The organism is Homoserinimonas sp., from assembly GCF_056262345.1.
The window spans coordinates 1-17283 of record NZ_JBACFR010000148.1 but is presented as its reverse complement, the minus strand read 5'-3'; the positions used below and the strand labels follow the sequence as shown (position 1 = coordinate 17283).

Annotated in this window: 12 protein-coding genes; 7 read left to right on the top strand and 5 right to left on the bottom strand. The window is 64.6% G+C overall.

Features of this window, described 5'->3' with window-relative positions:
- Positions 1 to 305: 305 nt before the first annotated feature.
- Entirely contained in the window at positions 306 to 4157 is a 3852-nt protein-coding gene (gene rpoC / locus AC062T_RS07340; protein ID WP_108517869.1) for a DNA-directed RNA polymerase subunit beta', read from the bottom strand.
- A 45-nt stretch (positions 4158 to 4202) separates the two neighbouring features.
- Positions 4203 to 7712 (bottom strand): DNA-directed RNA polymerase subunit beta, encoded by a 3510-nt coding sequence (gene rpoB, locus AC062T_RS07335; RefSeq protein WP_476028719.1) that lies wholly within the window; start codon positions 7710 to 7712, stop codon positions 4203 to 4205.
- Positions 7713 to 8016: 304 nt separating this feature from the next.
- Between rpoB and AC062T_RS07330 the strand changes: the two genes are divergently transcribed.
- Genes AC062T_RS07330 through AC062T_RS07315 form a run of 4 tightly spaced genes read left to right on the top strand, consistent with a single transcriptional unit; the run spans position 8017 to position 11154 of the window.
- Positions 8017 to 8874, top strand: coding sequence for a spermidine synthase (locus AC062T_RS07330; RefSeq protein WP_108997440.1), 858 nt, complete (start codon positions 8017 to 8019; stop codon positions 8872 to 8874).
- Between the two features lie 29 nt (positions 8875 to 8903).
- Complete coding sequence (locus tag AC062T_RS07325; RefSeq protein WP_476028716.1) at positions 8904 to 10076, top strand: PQQ-dependent sugar dehydrogenase; 1173 nt, start codon at positions 8904 to 8906, stop codon at positions 10074 to 10076.
- A 39-nt stretch (positions 10077 to 10115) separates the two neighbouring features.
- Positions 10116 to 10631: a tetratricopeptide repeat protein gene (locus tag AC062T_RS07320; RefSeq protein WP_233245491.1), complete on the top strand. Its 516-nt coding sequence runs from the start codon at positions 10116 to 10118 to the stop codon at positions 10629 to 10631.
- A gap of 52 nt (positions 10632 to 10683) precedes the next feature.
- Positions 10684 to 11154 carry a SprT-like domain-containing protein gene (locus AC062T_RS07315; protein ID WP_476028714.1) on the top strand — a complete coding sequence of 157 codons (471 nt, stop codon included), beginning with the start codon at positions 10684 to 10686 and terminating at the stop codon, positions 11152 to 11154.
- 12 nt (positions 11155 to 11166) lie between these two features.
- Here AC062T_RS07315 and AC062T_RS07310 read toward each other — a convergent pair whose 3' ends face one another.
- The gene (locus AC062T_RS07310) at positions 11167 to 11709 is read right to left on the bottom strand and encodes a 2-phosphosulfolactate phosphatase (protein WP_476028712.1); all 543 of its coding nucleotides are present in this window, start codon (positions 11707 to 11709) and stop codon (positions 11167 to 11169) included.
- 42 nt (positions 11710 to 11751) lie between these two features.
- Positions 11752 to 12171, bottom strand: a complete 420-nt coding sequence (locus AC062T_RS07305; RefSeq protein WP_108517881.1) for an SRPBCC domain-containing protein — start codon at positions 12169 to 12171, stop codon at positions 11752 to 11754.
- Positions 12172 to 12418: 247 nt separating this feature from the next.
- On the opposite strand from AC062T_RS07305, the gene AC062T_RS07300 reads away from it, so the two are divergent.
- Both AC062T_RS07300 and AC062T_RS07295 read left to right on the top strand, forming a co-directional pair.
- Positions 12419 to 13951: a DEAD/DEAH box helicase gene (locus AC062T_RS07300; RefSeq protein ID WP_476028710.1), complete on the top strand. Its 1533-nt coding sequence runs from the start codon at positions 12419 to 12421 to the stop codon at positions 13949 to 13951.
- A 223-nt stretch (positions 13952 to 14174) separates the two neighbouring features.
- The gene (locus AC062T_RS07295) at positions 14175 to 14678 is read left to right on the top strand and encodes an N-acetyltransferase family protein (protein WP_476028708.1); all 504 of its coding nucleotides are present in this window, start codon (positions 14175 to 14177) and stop codon (positions 14676 to 14678) included.
- Between the two features lie 19 nt (positions 14679 to 14697).
- On the opposite strand, the gene AC062T_RS07290 is transcribed toward AC062T_RS07295, so the two are convergent.
- Positions 14698 to 15243 carry an NUDIX hydrolase family protein gene (locus tag AC062T_RS07290; RefSeq protein WP_108517885.1) on the bottom strand — a complete coding sequence of 182 codons (546 nt, stop codon included), beginning with the start codon at positions 15241 to 15243 and terminating at the stop codon, positions 14698 to 14700.
- Positions 15244 to 15330: 87 nt separating this feature from the next.
- Between AC062T_RS07290 and AC062T_RS07285 the strand changes: the two genes are divergently transcribed.
- Positions 15331 to 17283, top strand: a 1953-nt coding sequence (locus AC062T_RS07285) for a DEAD/DEAH box helicase (protein WP_476028705.1), incomplete at its 3' end; no start/stop codon positions are given.

Genomic DNA, 17283 nt, shown 5'->3' with positions numbered 1-17283 from the left:
CGCGAACGCGAGCGAGCGCAGGCCCGGCGGAGCCGGCACGATGCCGAGGCTCTGGGGGTAGGCAGGATCGGGACGGCCGTCGTCTCCGAGGCCATAGATGACATCGTCCTCGTCAAGCGTGACGCTCACTCGGTCTCCTTTGCGTGCCCCGCCCGCGCGAAAGCCACCTCTAAGCTCACCAGCCCGTCGACCTCAGGTCGATGGGGAGGACTCCCCGAGCAACATTATCGCCCTGCGTGCCCCGCAACGACGAACGGCCCGCCACCGTGAGGTGACGGGCCGTTCGAACGGGATAAAGCTACCTATTAGTTGTAGGTGCCTGGCGTGAAGTCATCCGAGCTGAAGCTGTCGAAATCGACAAAGCTCAGGTCAGCTTCGCTAAACGACGAGTCGTCAGAGAAGATGCGGTTCGGGTAACGCTCCGCCTTCGCCTCTTCCGTCGCCTCTACCGAGACGTTGCGGTAGCGGGGAAGACCCGTACCGGCCGGGATCAGCTTTCCGATGATCACGTTCTCCTTGAGGCCGAGCAGCGGGTCGGACTTGCCGTCCATGGCGGCCTGCGTGAGAACACGCGTGGTCTCCTGGAACGACGCGGCCGACAGCCACGACTCGGTCGCGAGCGACGCCTTGGTGATACCCATAACCTCCTGGCGGGCCGAAGCGGTCTTGCGACCCTCGGTCAGCGCAGCACGGTTGAGAGTGTTGTACTTCGAACGGTCGACAAGCTCGCCCGGCAGGAGTCCGGTGTCGCCGTGGTCGACCACGGTGACCTTGCGGAGCATCTGACGAACGATGACCTCGATGTGCTTGTCGTGAATCGGCACACCCTGCGAGCGGTAAACGCCCTGGACACCATCGACGAGGTGCTGCTGAACGGCGCGAACACCGCGAACCCGCAGAACCTCCTTGGGGTCAATCGCACCGATGTGCAACTGCTGACCAAGCTCAACGTGCTCGCCATCCTCAACGAGGAGGGTTGCACGCTTGAGCACGGGGTACGCGATGGGCTCGTCGCCACTGTCGGGGGTCAGGATCAGCTTGCGGCTGCGGTCCGTGTCCTCGATGGTGATGCGACCAGCGGCCTCGGCGATCGGGGAAGCACCCTTGGGGGTGCGAGCCTCGAAGAGCTCCGTGACGCGCGGCAGACCCTGCGTGATGTCATCAGCGGATGCGACACCACCGGTGTGGAAGGTACGCATCGTGAGCTGCGTTCCGGGCTCACCGATCGACTGAGCCGCGATGATGCCGACGGCCTCTCCGATGTCGACGAGCTTGCCGGTGGCCAGCGAGCGACCGTAGCAAACAGCACATACACCGGCGGCCGACTCACATGTGAGCACCGAGCGCACCTTGGCGTGCGTGATGCCCGCCGCGATGAGGTCAGCGATGAGAACGTCTCCGACGTCGTCACCAGCCTTGGCGATAACCGTTCCCTTGGCGTCGACTGCGTCCTCAGCAAGGCTGCGGGCGTAGAGCGAGTTCTCGACGTTGGGGTCAGCGACGAGAACACCGTTGGCGTCGGGGGCTGCGAGCACAAGCTCGAGACCACGCGACGTGCCACAGTCGTCCTCGCGGATGATGACATCCTGCGAAACGTCGACCAGACGACGGGTCAGGTAACCGGAGTCGGCGGTACGAAGCGCCGTGTCGGCCAGACCCTTACGGGCACCGTGGGTTGCGATGAAGTACTCGGCAACCGAGAGGCCCTCGCGGTAGGACGACAGGATCGGGCGAGGGATAATCTCACCCTTCGGGTTCGACACCAGACCACGCATACCGGCGATCTGACGAACCTGCATCCAGTTACCACGAGCACCAGAGGTGACCATGCGGTTGATGTTGTTGTCAGACGGCATGTTGTCCTGCATCGCCGTGGCGACCTCGGCCGTTGCCTTGTTCCAGATCTCGATGAGCTCCTGGCGACGCTCGGCGTCGGTCGTGAGGCCCTTCTCGAACTGGCTCTGAACCTTTGCAGCCTGCTTCTCGTAGCCTGCAATGATCTCGCGCTTGTTGGGCGGGCTCACGAAGTCAGAGAGAGCAGCGGTAACGCCCGAGCGGGTAGCCCAGTAGTAACCGGCGTCCTTGATGCGGTCGAGCGTTGCCGCGACCTCCACCTTGGGGTAGCGCTCTGCGAGGTCGTTGACGATCGCGGAGAGCTGGCCCTTGTCGGCAAGCGCCTCAACCCAGGGGTAATCGACCGGCAGCGCCTCGTTGAAGAGTGCGCGACCGAGCGAGGTCTCGACCAGCTGGCGTCCACCCTCGAACTTCTCACCGACGAGGCGGATGCGCGCCTTGGCGTTGAGGCTGAGCGACTTCTGGTCGAACGCGAGGATAGCCTCGGCGATCGACGAGAACGCACGGCCTTCGCCCTCTGCACCCTCCACCAGCGTGGTGAGGTGGTGCAGACCGATGATCATGTCCTGTGCGGGCAGGGTCACCGGGCGGCCGTCAGACGGCTTGAGGATGTTGTTCGAGGCGAGCATCAGCACGCGGGCCTCGGCCTGAGCCTCGACCGACAGCGGCAGGTGCACCGCCATCTGGTCACCGTCGAAGTCAGCGTTGAACGCTGCGCACACGAGCGGGTGAAGCTGGATGGCCTTGCCCTCAACGAGCTGGGGCTCAAACGCCTGGATGCCCAGACGGTGAAGCGTAGGTGCGCGGTTCAGCAGAACGGGGCGCTCGCGGATGATCTCCTCGAGCACATCCCACACCTGCGGGCGTGAACGCTCAACCATGCGCTTGGCGCTCTTGATGTTCTGCGCGTGGCTCAGGTCGATAAGACGCTTGATCACGAACGGCTTGAACAGCTCGAGAGCCATCTGCTTGGGCAGACCACACTGGTGCAGCTTGAGCTGCGGGCCGACGATGATGACCGAACGGCCAGAGTAGTCAACGCGCTTGCCCAGGAGGTTCTGGCGGAATCGACCCTGCTTACCCTTCAGCATGTCGCTGAGGGACTTGAGGGCGCGGTTGCCGGTACCCGTCACCGGGCGACCACGACGACCGTTGTCGAACAGTGCGTCGACGGCCTCCTGCAGCATCCGCTTCTCGTTGTTGACGATGATCTCGGGGGCACCGAGGTCAAGCAGACGACGAAGACGGTTGTTGCGGTTGATCACACGGCGGTACAGGTCGTTGAGGTCAGACGTTGCGAAACGTCCACCGTCGAGCTGCACCATCGGGCGAAGCTCCGGCGGGATAACCGGAACAACCTCGAGCACCATTGCGGCCGGCGAGTTGCCGGTCTGCAGGAACGAGTTGACAACCTTGAGCCGCTTGATGGCGCGGATCTTCTTCTGACCCTTGCCGTTGGCGATCTGGTCGTGCAGCTCGTCGCTCTCGGCCTGAAGGTCGAACGAGAGGAGACGCTTCTGGATGGCCTCGGCGCCCATGAAGGCCTCGAAGTAGATTCCGAAACGGTCCTGGAGCTCGTGGAAGACGCTGTCTTCAGGCTTGAGGTCGCCAACCTTGAGGGTGCGGAAGTCTTCCCACACGCGCTCAAGCTGAGCGATCTGCTCGTCGAAGGCCTTGCGGGTCTGCGACATCTCCTTCTCGGCGCCATCCTTCGTGCGGCGCTTCTGATCTGCCTTTGCACCCTCTTCTTCAAGAGCGGCAAGGTCAGTCTCGAGCTTGGCAAGACGGTCAGCGATCTTGGAGTCGCGCTGCTTCTCGAGCTCAGCGATCTCCAGACGGATCTCGTTCTCAAGACCGGGCATGTCGTCGTGACGGCCCTGCTCGTCGACCGAAATCACCATGTATGCGGCGAAGTAGATGACCTTTTCGAGGTCCTTCGGCGCCATGTCGAGCAGGTAGCCGAGGCGGCTAGGAACACCCTTGAAGTACCAGATGTGGGTGACGGGGGCGGCGAGTTCGATGTGGCCCATGCGCTCACGGCGCACAGACGACTTCGTGACCTCTACGCCACAGCGCTCACAAACGATGCCCTTGAAGCGCACACGCTTGTACTTGCCACAGGAGCACTCCCAGTCACGGCTCGGGCCGAAGATCTGCTCTCCGAAGAGGCCATCCTTCTCGGGCTTGAGCGTGCGGTAGTTGATCGTCTCAGGCTTCTTCACCTCACCGTGCGACCAGCGACGGATGTCGTCTGCGGTCGCGAGGCCAATACGAAGCTCATCGAACGTGGTTACGTCGAGCAATTTTTCTCCTTGGAAATGAAACTAAGTTGTCGTCTTGGCCTGGGACTAGATCTCGTCGATTGACGAGTTCTCGAACCGGGAGGAAATGTTGATGCCGAGCTCTTCAGCAGCACGGAAGACCTCGTCATCCGTGTCCTTGAGACTTACGGCTGTACCGTCGGCCGAGAGCACCTCGACGTTCAGGCAAAGCGACTGCATTTCCTTGATGAGCACCTTGAAGGACTCGGGGATGCCGGGCTCCTGGATGTTCTCACCCTTGACGATCGCCTCGTACACCTTGACGCGACCGAGAATGTCGTCCGACTTGATGGTGAGGAGCTCCTGGAGCGCGTAAGCGGCTCCATAGGCCTCGAGGGCCCACACCTCCATCTCGCCGAAACGCTGTCCACCGAACTGCGCCTTACCACCGAGCGGCTGCTGGGTGATCATCGAGTACGGGCCGGTCGAGCGAGCGTGGATCTTGTCGTCGACGAGGTGGTGCAGCTTGAGGATGTACATGTAGCCAACCGAGATCGGCTCCGGGTACGGCTCGCCGGAGCGGCCATCGAAGAGCTGCGCCTTGCCGGAGGAGCCGATGAGGCGATCTCCGTCGCGGGTGGGGAGCGTGGACTCGAGCAGACCCTCGATCTCGGTCTCGAGCGCACCGTCAAACACGGGGGTCGCAACCTTGGTGTTCGGCGCTGCACTGTAGGCCTCGGTCGGGAGAGCTGCGGCCCACTTGGGCTTGCCCTCGATCTCCCAGCCCTGCTTGGCGATCCATCCGAGGTGGATCTCGAGCACCTGGCCGAAGTTCATTCGACCGGGCACGCCCAGCGGGTTCAGGATGATGTCTACCGGCGTGCCGTCCGCGAGGAACGGCATGTCCTCGACGGGCAGGATGCGGGAGATAACACCCTTGTTGCCGTGACGGCCAGCGAGCTTGTCACCAGCGGTGATCTTGCGCTTCTGGGCGATGTAGACGACAACGCGCTGGTTGACACCAGAGCCGAGCTCGTCGTCGCCATCCTGTGCGTCGAAGACCTTGACACCGATGATGGTGCCCTCTTCGCCGTGGGGAACCTTGAGCGACGTGTCGCGAACCTCGCGGCTCTTCTCGTTGAAGATTGCGCGAAGCAGGCGCTCCTCGGCGCTGAGCTCGGTCTCACCCTTAGGCGTGACCTTGCCAACGAGGATGTCGCCGGGGCGAACCTCTGCACCGATGCGGATGATGCCGCGCTCGTCAAGGTCGGCCATGAGCTCGGGGCTCACGTTGGGGAGGTCACGGGTGATCTCCTCCTTGCCGAGCTTGGTGTCGCGGGCGTCGACCTCGTACTCCTCGATGTGAATCGAGCTGAGCACGTCGTCCTTGACCAGGTTCTGGCTCAGGATGATCGCGTCTTCGTAGTTGTAGCCCTCCCACGGCATGAACGCTACGAGGAGGTTCTTGCCGAGCGCGAGCTCACCGTTCTCCGTCGCGGGGCCATCAGCGATGACCTCGCCAACCTCGATGCGGTCGCCAGCGTTGACGATCACGCGGTGGTTGTAGCTCGTGCCCTGGTTGGAGCGGTCGAACTTGCGGAGGTAGTAGTCCTGGGTTCCACCCTCATCGAGCTGAACCGTGACGACGTCTGCCGATACCTCGGAGACGACACCAGCCTTCGTGGCGGTGACAACGTCGCCGGCGTCGATGGCTGCGTAGCCCTCCATACCGGTACCAACGACAGGCGACTCGCTGCGAAGCAGCGGAACAGCCTGACGCTGCATGTTGGCACCCATGAGGGCGCGGTTCGCGTCGTCGTGCTCAAGGAAGGGGATCAGCGAGGTCGCGACCGACACCATCTGGCGCGGCGAAACATCCATGTAGCCGATCTCGTCGACGGGGACGAGGTCAACTTCGCCGTCCTTCTTACGAGCAAGAACGCGAGGGTCAGCGAAGCGAGCATCCGACGTCAGAGGCGCGTTTGCCTGTGCGACGACGTACTCGTCTTCTTCGCTAGCGGTGAGGTAGTCGATCGTCTCGGTGACCACGCCGTCGACAACGCGACGGTACGGGGTCTCGATGAAACCGAACGAGTTGATGCGGGCGAACGATGCCAGCGAGCCGATCAGACCAATGTTGGGGCCTTCAGGGGTCTCAATGGGGCACATACGGCCGTAGTGCGACGGGTGAACGTCACGCACCTCGACACCGGCGCGCTCACGGCTCAGACCACCAGGGCCCAGCGCCGAGAGACGACGCTTGTGGGTCAGACCCGCGAGCGGGTTGTTCTGGTCCATGAACTGCGAGAGCTGCGAGGTTCCGAAGAACTCCTTGATCGCGGCGACGACGGGGCGCACGTTGATCAGGGTCTGCGGCGTGATGGCCTCGATGTCCTGCGTGGTCATGCGCTCGCGAACGACGCGCTCCATGCGGGAAAGACCGGTGCGAACCTGGTTCTGGATGAGCTCGCCGACGGCGCGGATACGACGGTTACCGAAGTGGTCGATGTCGTCGATGTCGAGACGGATGTCGACCTTCTTGCCATCGCGGATGCCCGGGAGCGTCTTCTGCTCGTCGTGCAGAGCCACGAGGTACTTGATGGTCGCAATGATGTCTTCGCGGGTCAGGACCGACGACGACAGGGGCGCCTCGATGCCCAGCTTGCGGTTGATCTTGTAGCGACCAACCTTGGCGAGGTCATAACGCTTGGGGTTGAAGTAGAAGTTGTCGAGCAGCGCACGCGCGGCCTCGGCAGCAACCTGCTCGCCCGGGCGGAGCTTGCGGTAGATGTCCTTGAGGGCTTCTTCCTTGGTAAGGATGTTGTCCTTCTCAAGGGTTGCCTCGATCGACGCGAAGCCCTTGAACTCAGCGAGGATCTCTTCGCTGGTCATGCCGAGGGCCTTCATGAAGACCGTGACGGACTGCTTGCGCTTGCGGTCGATGCGAACGCCGACCTGGTCGCGCTTGTCGATCTCGAACTCGAGCCATGCACCACGGCTCGGGATGATGCGAGCGGAGTAGATGTCCTTGTCGGAGGTCTTCTCCTGGGCGCTGTCGAAGTAGACGCCGGGGCTGCGGACGAGCTGCGAAACGACGACACGCTCGGTGCCGTTGATAACGAAGGTGCCCTTGGGGGTCATGAGCGGGAAGTCGCCCATGAAGACCGTCTGAGTCTTGATCTCACCCGTGAGGTGGTTCATGAACTCGGCCTCGACATAGAGAGGAGCGGAGTAGGTCTTGCCCTTCTCCTTGCACTCGTCGATCGAGTACTTCTTCTCTTCGAGGAAGGGGTTGGTGAACGAGAGCTGCATCGTCTCGCCGAGGTCCTCGATCGGGGAGATCTCTTCGAAGATCTCCTCGAGGCCGGTCAGCGACGGCAGGTCTTCGCGGCCGGACGCCTTAGCGTCAGCGGCGCGTGCCTTCCACGCGTCGTTGCCGACGAGCCAGTCGAAGCTTTCGGTCTGCAGAGCGAGCAGATCGGGGACCGTCAGGTTGTCCGAGATCTTGGCGAAGGAAAGCCGAGAATGGTCGCGACCGTTCTTCGGGTTTCCCTTCTGTGATGAGTTCGTGGTGGATGCGTTGCGCGCAGCAGCCAAGGAAATAACCTCCGTGACCCCAATGGGTCAATACAGTCGGGCGATGCCAGTCGGTGTGAGCTTGTCGATACGGATTGTTCGTGAAGCACCCGCCAGAACCTACATTTGGGTTATCGGGACCGGAGTCCGGATACGCATAGGCCGACCGCAATATGAAGGCAGAGCAATTCTGGGAGCGCAAAGGTCAACTATAGTTTGCGATCCTGCAAACTGTCCAGTCGATTCTTGACCAATTTCGGGAATTCCGCTATAAACGCGCGAACCGCCACATCCGACACCCCAGAACGCATGGGAAGATGCCCCTATGTCTGGCACCGAGCATCCGTCTACCGTTCTTTCTCTCAGCGGATTCAAAGCCACGATCGAGCCGGAACGCTGGTTCGAAGGCAGTTACACGCTCGTGGTGGACGGCACTCCGCAGTCGAATGTTCACCTCGACGACCCCACCAAGCTGTTCTTCGAATACGTGCAGCGCATCGGTCTTGTGATCGACCAGCTGCCGGAGGGCCCGATCACCGCGGTGCACCTCGGCGCCGGCGCCATGACGCTGCCCCGCTATGTGGAGGCGACTCGCCCCGGCTCTCGCCAGCAGGTCGTCGAGCTGGAGAGCGACCTGGTCGCGTTTGTTCGCGAACACCTTCCCCTGCCCAAGGGAGCATCGATCCGGGTGCGCCACGGGGATGCCCGCGCCGTGCTCGAGAAGCTGCCGACGGGCCTGCGGGGCTCCGTCGATCTCGTGATCGTGGATGTCTTCGGGGGCGCCCGCATCCCCGCCCATGTCACGAGCGTGGAGTTCTATCGGTCGGTCGTGGAGCTGCTCGCACCGGGCGGCATCGTCGCAGTGAACATCGCCGACGGCCCCGGACTCGCCTTTGCTCGCGGCCAGGCCGCCACCCTGATGACCGCGACGGGCCACGTCGCCGCCCTCGCAGAAACCCAGATCCTGAAGGGCCGCCGCTTTGGCAACGTCGTGCTCGTCGGCTCGGCCACCCCACTGCCGCTCGAATGGATGCCCCGGCTGCTCGCGGGCGGACCGCATCCGGCCAAAGTCATCGACGGTCGCGAGCTCACCGACTGGATCGCGGGAGCCCCCGTCGTCACCGATACGACAGCGATTCCTTCGCCCCCGCCGTCGAAAAACATCTTCCAGACGGGCAAATAAGCCGACCACATAAGCACTAGGAGGCCAGGATGTCTCGGCGCAGCACACGCACTGGCAGGGCGGTATGCGCCCTGGCGCTGACGGCAACCCTCGCTCTCACGCTTGCTCTCACCGGCTGCATGCCCTCTGCGCCGCGGTCGACACCCGCACCGACAACCCCGGCGAGCGCCGCGCCCACGCCGACGCCGGGGCTCACTGGCCCCGTCGAACCGGGCGGTGCCGTCGGAGTGCTCGCCGAGGGCCTCGCCGCGCCATGGTCTGTAGTCCGGCTCACGGAAGATCAGCTGCCGGGAGCATCCGCCCTCATCAGCGAGCGCGACACCGCAATCGTCAAGGAACTCACGGCAGGGGGCACCCTCCGCGACGCCGGAACCGTGCCCGGGGTGGCTTCGGGCGGAGAAGGCGGGCTGCTCGGCCTCGCGGTTCTGCGGCAGGGAACCGATGTGTGGCTGTATTGCTACCTGACCGCGGCATCCGATAACCGCATTGTGCGGATGCCCCTGGTCGGCACGGCTGGCGCGCTCTCGCTCGGCGAGGCGGAGGACGTGCTCACCGGCATCCCCCGCGCCGGCAACCACAACGGCGGGCGCCTCGCCTTTGGCCCCGACGGCATGCTCTACGCCACGACGGGTGACGCCGGCCGTGGCACCGCCGCTCAGGATCTCGATTCGCTGGCCGGCAAGATTCTGCGGATGACTCCGGACGGGTCGGCGCCCGGCGACAACCCGTTCCCCGGATCCCTCGTCTACACGCTCGGGCATCGCAACCCCCAGGGCATCGCGTGGGCCGAAGACGGAACGCTCTATGCGTCGGAGTTCGGGCAGAACACGTGGGACGAGCTCAACATCATCACGCCAGGGGGCAACTATGGCTGGCCCGACGCCGAAGGCATCACCAACACCGAACGCTACCTCGACCCCATTCAGCAGTGGGCGACAGCCGACGCCAGCCCTAGCGGCCTCGCCGCCGTCGCCGACACGCTCTTCATGGCCGCGTTGCGTGGCGAACGCCTCTGGGGCATTGGGGTGGGCGACGACTCCGCGGAGGCTGCACCCTATTTCGCGGGCGAATACGGGCGACTGCGGGATGCAATTGCCGGGCCGGGCGACACACTCTGGGTGCTCACCAACAACACCGACGGCCGAGGCAACCCCCAACCGGGGGACGACAAGCTGTTGCAGATCCCGCTCCAACGGCGATAGCCGGGTTAGCCTGTACGGGAGAACCGATCGGGGCACCACGTGAGCATCATCCTGGGTTATGACCCAACCACCCTTCGCGAGAAGGTCGACATGCAGGCAGCCGGGGCGCGGCTTGAAGACCTCGGCAACCTGCGCAGCTCTGACGCGCTCAACGAGAAGGTCGCACTGCTGCGACTCGTTGGCCGTCTCGACGAAGCCTGGGACATGGCGAACCTGGCGCTCCGTCAGGCCCGCTTCTCGGCCGACCGCGAAGAGATCTGCCTCGCACGAATCCGCCGGGCTATGGTGCAGCGCGACCTCGGCAAACCCGAGACCGCACTTATCGATCTAACCTCGTGCGTCGATGAGGCACGCTCCCACGAATGGGCCGTCGCCGAGGCCCTCGCCCTGCTTGAGCGGGGAAAACTGCAGTTCGGACTCGGCGAGTACAAGGCCGCGCTGATCGACTTTCGCGCCGCCGTGACCATCCGCGTTCGCATCGGAGCCAGTGCATCCGACATCGATAACGCGATGATGGCCACCGCCATTGCCGAGTCGTTTGTCGACGAGCTGTAACACCCCGCCCCTCAGACCCTCGCGGTCAGCGGCAGCGGTTTAGGCTCGAAGCATGGCTGATCTGGCTCGGGTGCGCGTGTGGGCGAACGCCCTCATTGCGCTCCACCTCGACGCTGCGTGGACATTCGGCTTCGACAACGCCAAAACCCGTGCTGGCCTGTGCAATTACACGCACAAGCGCATCACGGTGTCGAAGTACCTGGCGGAGCGCTTCGACGACGACGAGATCCACCAGATCCTGCTGCACGAGGTCGCCCACGCGATGGCCGGGCCTCGGGCCGGCCACGGGCCCACGTGGAAGGCAACGGCGGCAGATCTCGGTTATGTCGGCGGCAGAACGCACGACGGAGAAGTCGCCAAGGAGCTGGCGCCCTGGGTGGGCACCTGCCCGTCCGGCCACGCGCACTACCGCTACCGCAAGCCGACCCGGCCGCTCGCATGCGGCAAATGCGCTCGCGGATTCGACCCCCGCAACGCCATCACCTGGCAGAAGCAGACCCCAGCCCCGACTCGTCGGCGCTAGTTCGCGCCCGCCCTAACTCTTGTCTCTCGTGTCTCGCTTGTCGGCGAAATCAATGAGCACGGGCACCTCGGTTGTCGGCGTGAGGTCGATCTGCACCCCGCCCAGTTGCCGCGACGTGACCGTTGCGCCCAGCAGGTGCTTGGTGGCGCGGCGAAGACCGAAATAGGCGGCGGATGCTGCCGCAGCCTCAGGCGAGCAGTGGTCGAGACCGACGGCCGTGAGGGCATCGATGACGGCCCCGGCCCCCAGCTGATCCTCTACCGCGAACCGCAGCGAGCCGTCAGGGCGATGCTCTCCAGCGGCAACGACCGCGATGCGAAAGCGGTCGCCACGCTCCTCTTGTTTGGCGAGCATCCACTCGGCAACGGCCGCAGCGTTGGCAATGCCGCCAGCGACAACCACGGCATCCGTCTCGACTGACGGCACCTGCGGGGTGCCGAGCTCATCGACCCACACGATCGCGTCGGAGCCTGCGAGCGCCTCAGCGCCGGCAATGCCCCAGTCGAATCGCACCTGATAGAAGGACTGCGTGTGGGGAGAATCGGGAGAAGTCACCCCGAGATCGTACCGAGACGGGCGAACCTGTTACGGCGTGCTTTACAGATTCTCGAGACGGTTGACCACGTCGGCGAGCACATTCTTCCAGTGCCCCAACATCATCGAGCGCTCTTCACGGTCGGCGAGGCCATCGTGGTTGATGCTCACGACAATGTGACCGTCGGCCTGCTTGACCGCAACCGTGAGGGTGGTGTTATGAGGCCAATCGGCGGGACGCCACGTGAGCTTGACCTTCTCGTTCTCGGCATAGCGGTGGATGACTCCACGCACGCCGTCTTCTGTCTCGTAGGTGTCGTTCTGCTTCGTGGGCAGCTCGGTCTCACCCAGCCACAGAGGCAGGCCAGGCCCGACCAAAAATGCCCATGCCGCATCCAGCGGAACCGCGACCGACTGGCGCACCCCAACGTCGAATGAGTCGCCCCGGTTGCGCCCGGTCTTGTAAGTCTTTGATGCCGCCATACCCCCAAGGCTACGGGAGCGTAGCTGCCATTCAGACCGAAAAGCGATGCGGGATGCTAGGCTGGCACCACTTGCGAACGCGTTTCACGTGTTCCCTGCGTCGTAGAACGCATCACTCACCGTACTTAAACGGTTGACATTCTTCTCACGGCGAACGGATGTGGCCATCGCCACCTTCGCCCAACCCTTCCGGGTTTCTACGGCGCTGCGCGCCCTTGTGCCCAGGGACTGCAAAGAAAGAACCACCTTGACTGAAACCACATTCGGCGCGCTTGGCGTGCCGTCGGCCCTCGTCTCCGTGCTTGAAGCAAACGGCAAGACGACCGCCTTCCCCATCCAGGTCGACACCCTGCCGGATACCCTCAACGGCCGTGACGTTCTCGGCCGCGGCAAGACCGGCTCTGGCAAGACCCTCGCCTTCTCCATTCCCATGGTTGCCCGCCTCGGCGGCGCCCTCGCCGGTGGCAAGCGTCGCAGCGGCCGCCCACTCGGCCTCGTACTTGCCCCCACCCGCGAGCTCGCAACCCAGATCACCAATGTGATCGAGCCGCTCGCCGATGCTTATGGCCTCAAGGTCACCACGATCTTCGGTGGCGTCTCGCAGCAGCGCCAGGTTGCCGCACTCAAGGCCGGTGTCGACATCGTCGTCGCCTGCCCCGGCCGCCTCGAAGACCTCATGAAGCAGGGCTTCGCAACCCTCGACGCCATCGAGATCACCGTGCTCGACGAGGCCGACCACATGGCCGACCTCGGCTTCTTGCCCGTCGTGACCCGCATCCTCGACAAGACGCCCCAGAACGGCCAGCGCCTGCTCTTTAGCGCCACGCTCGACAACGGCGTTGACAAGCTGGTCAAGCGGTTCTTGCACAACGAGGTTCTGCATTCCGTCGACGAGGCCACCTCGCACGTCGCCGACATGACTCACCACCTCTTCGAGGTCGACGGCGTCGACGCCAAGAAGGTTCTCATTGAGAAGCTCGCGTCGGGCACCGGCCGCCGCATCCTCTTTATGCGCACCAAGCACCACGCCAAGAAGCTTGCCAAGCAGCTGACCGAGTCGGGCATCCCCGCAGTGGATCTGCACGGAAACCTCTCGCAGCCGCAGCGCGACCGCAACCTTGCCGCGTTCAGCGAAGGAACCGCCAAGGTTCTGGTCGCAACGGATGTCGCAGCCCGCGGCGTGCACGTCGACAACATCGAGCTCGTGATCCACGTTGACCCGCCCGCCGAGCACAAGGCATACCTGCACCGCAGTGGCCGCACGGCACGCGCTGGCTCGACTGGCGACGTTGTGACCCTGATGCTGCCGACGCAGAAGAAGGACACCCTGGCGCTTCTGCGCAAGGCCGCCATCGACGTTCAGCCCGAGCGCGTGACGGCAGACTCCGCATCGGTTAACGCCCTTGTCGGCCAGGTCGCCGCCTATGTGAAGCCGTCCCCCAAGCAGGAGCAGCCTCGCGGCGGCGGCAGCTCGCAGGGCGCAAACGCCCAGCGTAAGCGCGCTGCGCGGGACGGAGCCGGTTCAGGCCAGCCCCGCCGCGACCGCTCGGGACGCCCCGCGTCTGCCACCGGAAGCGACTCGACCCGCTCGGGCCGCCCCGCCGCATCCTCGGATTCTGCCCGCAGCGGGCAGGCCCGTCGCGGAGCATCACAGGGCGGACAGGGCTCTCACGCCCCCCGCACCCGCCAGGGCGGAACCACCAGCTACAGCACGTCATCGCCGGGGGCAGCCGCTCCCGCTGGCGGCCAGCGCCGCGCCGGACGTCGCGCGCAGGGCTAAGTAGCCCGCTTCGCCGCTCCACTTCACTGAGGGGCGTCATATTCACTGAGGGGCGTCATATTTGGCTTCCGGAGCATCCGGAACCCGAATATGGCGCCCCTCAGCGTCGTTGGGGGACGGGGAAGGGAGAGCGCCCGCCGGCGTGTGGCCTCGGATGACAGTTTGCTGTCACTTCGCCGGTGCTCGATTTCGCATCGAGGCGGAGTCGACTTAGGCTCGACACATGAGCACCAGTGACGTTGCCGAAGTCCTTATCCGCCCCATCCGTGACAGCGATGTCGAAGACCTTGGCCGAGTCCATGCCCAGTGTTGGCACGAGACCTATGACCAGTTGATCAGCAAGGCCTCGCTCGAAAACCTCTCCCCCCGACGCATGGCTGAACTGTGGTCACGCATGGCCACCCGCGGCGAGGAATACAACCAGTTCGCCGCTCTGCTCGATGGCGAAATCGTGGGGTTCGTTGGTTCAGGCCCCGCCCGCGACGAGAACCCGCCCCGGGACCGCGAGCTGTACTTCATCTACCTGCTCGCCCAGTATCAGGGCACCGGCATCGGGCAGAAGCTGTTTGACGCGGCCTGCGGCGACCTCCCCGGATACCTGTGGGTGGCCAAAGACAGCCCGCGGGCGCACCGGTTCTACGAGCGCAACGGCATGGTGCTTGACGGCGCAGAAGAGGTCCACCCGTTTTTGGGTGAAGACCTCGTTGAGGTTCGCTACGTTCGCTAGGGATGCTCGGAGCGGCAGCCTAGGCCGGGAGCACTCCCACCGAGGCAAGGGCCTGGCGCAGCAGCAGACCGCGGCCGCCGTCCATCTCTAGCCCAACCGTGGCGCTTGCCGCCTCCTCCGGAGACATCCAGGTGATCTCGAGCGCATCTTGCCGCGGCTCGCAGGTTCCTGTGACCGGAACAACATAGGCGAGCGACACGGCGTGCTGGCGGTCGTCGGTGAACGGGCTGATGCCGGGCATAGGAAAGTACTCGGCCACCGAGAACGGCACGGGGCTCGCCGGCAACTGGGGAAAGGCCATTGGCCCGAGGTCCTTCTCTAGGTGGCGGAACAACGCCTCCCTCACCGTCTCGCCGTACATGACCCGGCCCGAGACGATAGTGCGGCCCATTTCTCCCGTGACGGATGCCCGCAGCAGCACCCCGACCTCGCTGACCAGCCCCAGCGGGTCGAGCCGCACCGGGACCGCCTCCACATAGAGAATGGGCATGCGCCGGCGAATCTCGAGAAGCTCGACATCGGAGAGCCACGCGTTGCCGGGATCGGGGGTTCCAGTTGCGCTCATGCTTCATAGTCTTGCACCAGAGAGCTGCACCCCCGGTAAGAACGAACCCGCAACACGACTGTCAGGCGTCTGAGACAGGATGGATGGATGCGCGACCCCCTTGACCTATTCAGCCCCGTGACACGGGAATGGTTTAAGGGCGCATTCGCCGCACCAACCGCCGTGCAGGCGGGGGCGTGGGAGGCGATTGCTGGCGGAAAGCATGCCCTCGTCGTGGCGCCGACGGGTTCGGGAAAGACCCTCGCGGCTTTTCTTTGGGCGATCGACAACCTCGCGGCGGCGGTGACCGACGGCCCCGGTCCCGCGAACGCTGCAGGTTCGGCAAAACCTGCCACTGGCACGCAGCCCCCTGGCACTCGCGTTCTGTATATATCGCCGCTCAAGGCGCTCGGAGTCGACGTCGAACGCAATCTGCGCTCCCCCCTCGTGGGAATAACGCAGACTGCAGCCCGCCGCGGCGAAACGACGCCGCAGGTGCGCGTGGGGGTGCGGTCGGGCGACACCACACCGGCAGAACGGCGGATGCTGCAGAAGACACCGCCGGACATTCTCATCACGACTCCCGAGTCCCTGTACTTGATGCTCACGTCGGCCGCGCGAGAGACCCTGCGCACGGTCGAAACGGTGATCATCGACGAGATCCACGCGGTCGCCTCGACCAAGCGAGGTGCGCACCTCGCGGTCTCGCTTGAGCGGCTCGACCTTCTGCTCGACCGGCCAGCCCAGCGGGTAGGGCTTTCGGCGACGGTTCGCCCGCTTGACGAGGTTGCCCGTTTCTTGGGAGGCGCAGCGGCCACCACGATCGTGGCTCCCCCCGCCGAAAAGACCTTTGACCTGAGTGTGAGCGTGCCGGTTGAGGATATGACGGAGCTGGGCACCGTCGCCCCGCAGGAAGGCTCGGCAGCAGCATCCGCCGCTCAGGGCTCCATCTGGCCGCACGTCGAAGAGGAGATCGTCGATCGCATTCTGGAGCACCGATCGACGATCGTGTTCGCCAACTCTCGGCGGCTGGCCGAGCGGCTGACCGCGCGGTTCAACGAGATCAATGAGGAGCGGATGCGGCTCGGCGACGCCCCCGACCCCGCGGCCCGCCCACCCGCCCAGCTGATGGGGGCATCCGGATCCACCTCGGGCGCGGAGCCGCTGCTGGCGATGGCCCACCACGGCTCCGTCTCCAAAGAGCGGAGGGCGATGATCGAGGACGATCTCAAATCCGGTCGCCTACGCTGCGTTGTTGCCACGTCGTCGCTCGAGCTCGGCATCGACATGGGCGCCGTCGATCTTGTAATTCAGGTCGAGTCGCCGCCCTCGGTGGCGAGCGGACTGCAGCGCATTGGCCGGGCCGGTCACAACGTCGGCGACATCAGCAAGGGCATCCTCTTTCCCAAGCATCGCGCCGACCTGCTGCACACCACCGTGGCGACCGAGCGGATGTCGGCCGGACTCATTGAGAAGCTGGCCGTTCCGCAGAATCCGCTCGACATCCTCGCCCAACAGACCGTGGCCGCCGTGGCGCTCGAAGCTCTCGGCGTCGACGAGTGGTTCGATACCGTTCGCCGAAGCGCGCCCTTCGCGACGCTGCCCCGGAGCGCATTCGACGCGACCCTCGATCTGCTCAGCGGGCGGTATCCATCGGACGAGTTCGCGGAGCTGCGTCCCCGCATCATCTGGGACCGCGTGGAGGGAACCATCGTGGGCCGGCGCGGCGCGCAACGCCTCGCAGTGACCTCGGGCGGCACGATCCCCGACCGGGGGCTCTTTGGGGTCTTTATGGTGGGCGGCGAGAGCGACGCCCAGGGCGGGCGGCGGGTGGGTGAGCTCGACGAAGAGATGGTCTACGAGTCGCGCGTCGGCGATATCTTCGCGCTGGGCGCGACGAGCTGGCGCATCGAGGAGATCACCCACGACCGCGTTGTCGTGACCCCGGCATTCGGCCAGCCGGGTCGCGTTCCGTTCTGGAAGGGCGACGGCATCGGCCGGCCAGCCGAGCTGGGTCAGGCCATAGGCGAGTTCGCCCGCGAGCTGTCGGCGGGGCACGAG

Coding starts and splice junctions, on each gene's coding strand:
- AC062T_RS07330 (WP_108997440.1), top strand. CDS start 8,017: ATGTCTGGCACCGAGCATCCGTCTACCGTTCTTTCTCTCAGCGGATTC.
- AC062T_RS07325 (WP_476028716.1), top strand. CDS start 8,904: ATGTCTCGGCGCAGCACACGCACTGGCAGGGCGGTATGCGCCCTGGCG.
- AC062T_RS07315 (WP_476028714.1), top strand. CDS start 10,684: ATGGCTGATCTGGCTCGGGTGCGCGTGTGGGCGAACGCCCTCATTGCG.
- AC062T_RS07305 (WP_108517881.1), bottom strand. CDS start 12,171: ATGGCGGCATCAAAGACTTACAAGACCGGGCGCAACCGGGGCGACTCA.
- AC062T_RS07295 (WP_476028708.1), top strand. CDS start 14,175: ATGAGCACCAGTGACGTTGCCGAAGTCCTTATCCGCCCCATCCGTGAC.
- AC062T_RS07290 (WP_108517885.1), bottom strand. CDS start 15,243: ATGAGCGCAACTGGAACCCCCGATCCCGGCAACGCGTGGCTCTCCGAT.